Source organism: Psychrobacter sp. TWP2-1-2, assembly GCF_049896785.1.
Classification (GTDB): Bacteria; Pseudomonadota; Gammaproteobacteria; order Pseudomonadales; family Moraxellaceae; genus Psychrobacter.
Genome location: NZ_JAFCVA010000034.1, coordinates 1466 through 5779, shown reverse-complemented (window position 1 = coordinate 5779; position 4314 = coordinate 1466). Strand labels below are relative to the sequence as shown.

General features: G+C 48.7%; 2 tRNA genes and 3 rRNA genes (1 of these 5 running past the window's edge). All 5 read right to left on the bottom strand.

Annotated elements, in window-relative coordinates:
• Positions 1 to 9: 9 nt before the first annotated feature.
• Positions 10 to 124, bottom strand: a 5S ribosomal RNA gene (rrf, locus tag ACP7AE_RS14010).
• Between the two features lie 190 nt (positions 125 to 314).
• Positions 315 to 3176, bottom strand: a 23S ribosomal RNA gene (locus ACP7AE_RS14005).
• Between the two features lie 354 nt (positions 3177 to 3530).
• A tRNA-Ala gene (locus ACP7AE_RS14000) sits at positions 3531 to 3606 on the bottom strand.
• 9 nt (positions 3607 to 3615) lie between these two features.
• Positions 3616 to 3692, bottom strand: a tRNA-Ile gene (locus ACP7AE_RS13995).
• A 75-nt stretch (positions 3693 to 3767) separates the two neighbouring features.
• Positions 3768 to 4314 (bottom strand): 16S ribosomal RNA (locus ACP7AE_RS13990); it runs 1091 nt beyond the window's last position.
• The 16S, 23S and 5S rRNA genes sit together here with 2 tRNA genes alongside, the layout of an rRNA operon.

The following is a 4314-nucleotide window of genomic DNA, read 5'->3' as shown; positions in this document are numbered from 1 at the left end:
AGAATAGAGAGCTGACGATGACCTACTCTCACATGGACGAATCCACACTACCATTGGCGCAATGATGTTTCACTTCTGAGTTCGGGAAGGGATCAGGTGGTGCCATCATGCTATTGTCGTCAGCAAAGGGGGTTAGATATGAGTCTGTTATTTTTATTGTTTGACGTCAAGTATTAGCTTGTTGTCGATCAACTCGTAACCTAACTGAATCAAGGTTAAAGGTGATATCGAAATATTCTTTCTTTTATTCTATAAGCTTTCGCTTATACAAGATAGATTAATTAGAGCTTTCATACAAACCACTTGGGTGTTGTATGGTCAAGCCAAACGAGCAATTAGTACAGGTTAGCTACATGCATCGCTGCACTTCCACACCCTGCCTATCAACGTCGTAGTCTTCAACGGCTCTTTAGGGAAATCTAATCTTGAGGTGGGCTTCCCGCTTAGATGCTTTCAGCGGTTATCCCATCCGAACGTAGCTACCGGGCAATGCCACTGGCGTGACAACCCGAACACCAGAGGTTCGTCCACTCTGGTCCTCTCGTACTAGGAGCAGATCCTCTCAAATTTCCAACGCCCACGGTAGATAGGGACCGAACTGTCTCACGACGTTCTAAACCCAGCTCGCGTACCTCTTTAAATGGCGAACAGCCATACCCTTAGGACCTGCTTCAGCCCTAGGATGAGATGAGCCGACATCGAGGTGCCAAACACCGCCGTCGATATGAACTCTTGGGCGGTATCAGCCTGTTATCCCCAGAGTACCTTTTATCCGTTGAGCGATGGCCCTTCCATACAGAACCACCGGATCACTAAGACCTACTTTCGTACCTGCTCGACTTGTGGGTCTCGCAGTTAAGCGCGCTTTTGCCTTTATACTCTACGACCGATTTCCGACCGGTCTGAGCGCACCTTCGTACTCCTCCGTTACTCTTTAGGAGGAGACCGCCCCAGTCAAACTACCCACCATACATTGTCCTCGGTATTGTTATACCTGAGTTAGAACCCCAACATGACCAGGGTGGTATTTCAAGATTGGCTCCACCGAGACTAGCGTCTCGGCTTCAAAGCCTCCCACCTATCCTGCACAAGTCAGGTCAAAGTTCAATGTAAAGCTGTAGTAAAGGTTCACGGGGTCTTTCCGTCTAGCCGCGGGTACACAGCATCTTCACTGCGATTTCGATTTCACTGAGTCTCTGCTGGAGACAGCGCTGCCATCATTATGTCATTCGTGCAGGTCGGAACTTACCCGACAAGGAATTTCGCTACCTTAGGACCGTTATAGTTACGGCCGCCGTTTACTGGGGCTTCGATCAAGAGCTTCGCTTACGCTAACCCCATCAATTAACCTTCCAGCACCGGGCAGACATCACACCCTATACGTCCACTTTCGTGTTTGCAGAGTGCTGTGTTTTTAATAAACAGTTGCAGCAGCCTGGTATCTGCGACTGCCAACAGCTCAAGGAGCGTGTCCTATCACCATCAGCAGCGTACCTTCTCCCGAAGTTACGGTACCATTTTGCCTAGTTCCTTCAGCAGAGTTCTCTCAAGCGCCTTGGTATTCTCTACCTGATCACCTGTGTCGGTTTAGGGTACGATTCGTTTATAACTATTGCTTAGAAGCTTTTCCTGGAAGCATGGTATTTGCCACTTCACTGTACAAGTACAGCTTGCTATCAGATCTCAGCCATGTAACAACCCGGATTTACCTAAGTTGTAAGCCTACATCCTTTCACCTGGACAACCAACGCCAGGCTGACATAACCTTCTCCGTCCCTCCATCGCATTATAAACAAGTATCGGAATATTAACCGATTTCCCATCGACTACGCCTTTCGGCCTCGCCTTAGGGGTCGACTCACCCAGCCCCGATTAACGTTGGACTGGAACCCTTGATCTTCCGGCGTGCGAGCTTTTCACTCGCATTATCGTTACTCACGTCAGCATTCGCTCTTGTGATACCTCCAGCATGCCTTACGACACACCTTCACAGGCTTACACAACGCTCCCCTACCACTTGAAAACAAATTCAAATCCGCAGCTTCGGCTCCTAGTTTGAGCCCCGTTACATCTTCCGCGCGGGCCGACTCGACTAGTGAGCTATTACGCTTTCTTTAAAGGATGGCTGCTTCTAAGCCAACCTCCTAGCTGTCTATGCCTTCCCACCTCGTTTCCCACTTAACTAGGAATTTGGGGCCTTAGCTGGCGGTCTGGGTTGTTTCCCTCTCCACAATGGACGTTAGCACCCACTGTGTGTCTCCCGGATATCACTCATCGGTATTCGGAGTTTGCATCGGTTTGGTAAGTCGGTATGACCCCCTAGCCGAAACAGTGCTCTACCCCCAATGGTGTTCGTCCGAGGCGCTACCTAAATAGCTTTCGGGGAGAACCAGCTATCACCGAGTTTGATTAGCCTTTCACCCCTATCCACAAGTCATCCCCTGGCTTTTCAACGACAGTGGGTTCGGTCCTCCGGTGCCTGTTACGGCACTTTCAACCTGCTCATGGATAGATCACTCGGTTTCGGGTCTATACCCTGCAACTAAACGCCCTATTAAGACTCGGTTTCCCTACGGCTCCCCTAAACGGTTAACCTTGCTACAGAATATAAGTCGCTGACCCATTATACAAAAGGTACGCGGTCACCCTAATAAATTAAGGCTCCCACTGCTTGTACGCACACGGTTTCAGGTTCTATTTCACTCCCCTCACAGGGGTTCTTTTCGCCTTTCCCTCACGGTACTGGTTCACTATCGGTCAGTCAGGAGTATTTAGCCTTGGAGGATGGTCCCCCCATCTTCAAACAGGATTTCTCGTGCCCCGCTCTACTTAATATGTTAACGCTAATGTTTCGAATACAGGACTATCACCTACTACGGTCAGCTTTCCCACGCTGTTCTTCTACATTAGCATTAATCGGCTTCTCCCCGTTCGCTCGCCGCTACTAGGGGAATCTCATTTGATGTCTATTCCTAAGGGTACTGAGATGTTTCACTTCCCCTCGTTCGCTTCTTGTACAAGTACAAGATACCTACCTTATGGTAGGTGGGTTTCCCCATTCAGAAATCTCCGGATCACAGGATATTGCCGCCTCCCCGAAGCTTATCGCAGGCTGTCACGTCTTTCATCGCCTCTGACTGCCAAGGCATCCACCATGTGCGCTTCATTACTTGACCATACAACCCCAAGTAGTCTAACTTATAAATAAGTGTTGACTTCAAAGTGTCATAAGATCTAATTATGATAACGATATCACCTATGTTTATACGCTTGATTCAGTTCTCTTTACTTTTTTTAATCACTCACCCCTGGGATAACAACTGATGTCGTTAAGAGGTGAGTGATTAAGGTTAGGAACAACGCGTGAACACGTGTTCCTAACCCAGACTCATATCTATGTTTTTAAATAGTCTCTATGCTCTCGTCGAGTCACAGATTCTGTATAAAACAGAAAGAAGCAATCTTGCTAATATTAGCGAATCACTTGTTTCTATTTATACTATTAGCACTTAAAGCTTATTCGTCTATAGTGGTGGAGCCAAACGGAGTCGAACCGTTGACCTCCTGCGTGCAAGGCAGGCGCTCTACCAACTGAGCTATGGCCCCATTATAAAATGGTGGGTCTAAGTGGACTTGAACCACTGACCCCCGCGTTATCAACACGGTGCTCTAACCAGCTGAGCTACAGACCCAATTACGCTTGTTAAAACGTAAGCTTAAACTAAAGAACAACTTGTTGTGAATTCTTGCTGACCGAATGCCATCTATAAGGAGGTGATCCAGCCGCAGGTTCCCCTACGGCTACCTTGTTACGACTTCACCCCAGTCATCAACCACACCGTGGTGAACGCTCCCCCGAAGGTTAAGCTATCCACTTCTGGTGCAATCAACTCCCATGGTGTGACGGGCGGTGTGTACAAGGCCCGGGAACGTATTCACCGCGGCATTCTGATCCGCGATTACTAGCGATTCCTACTTCATGGAGTCGAGTTGCAGACTCCAATCTGGACTACGATAGGCTTTTTGAGATTCGCATCACATCGCTGTGTAGCTGCCCTCTGTACCTACCATTGTAGCACGTGTGTAGCCCTGGTCGTAAGGGCCATGATGACTTGACGTCGTCCCCGCCTTCCTCCAGTTTGTCACTGGCAGTATCCTTAGAGTTCCCGGCTTAACCCGCTGGTAACTAAGGACAAGGGTTGCGCTCGTTGCGGGACTTAACCCAACATCTCACGACACGAGCTGACGACAGCCATGCAGCACCTGTATTCTAATTCCCGAAGGCACTCCCGCATCTCTGCAGGATTCTAGATA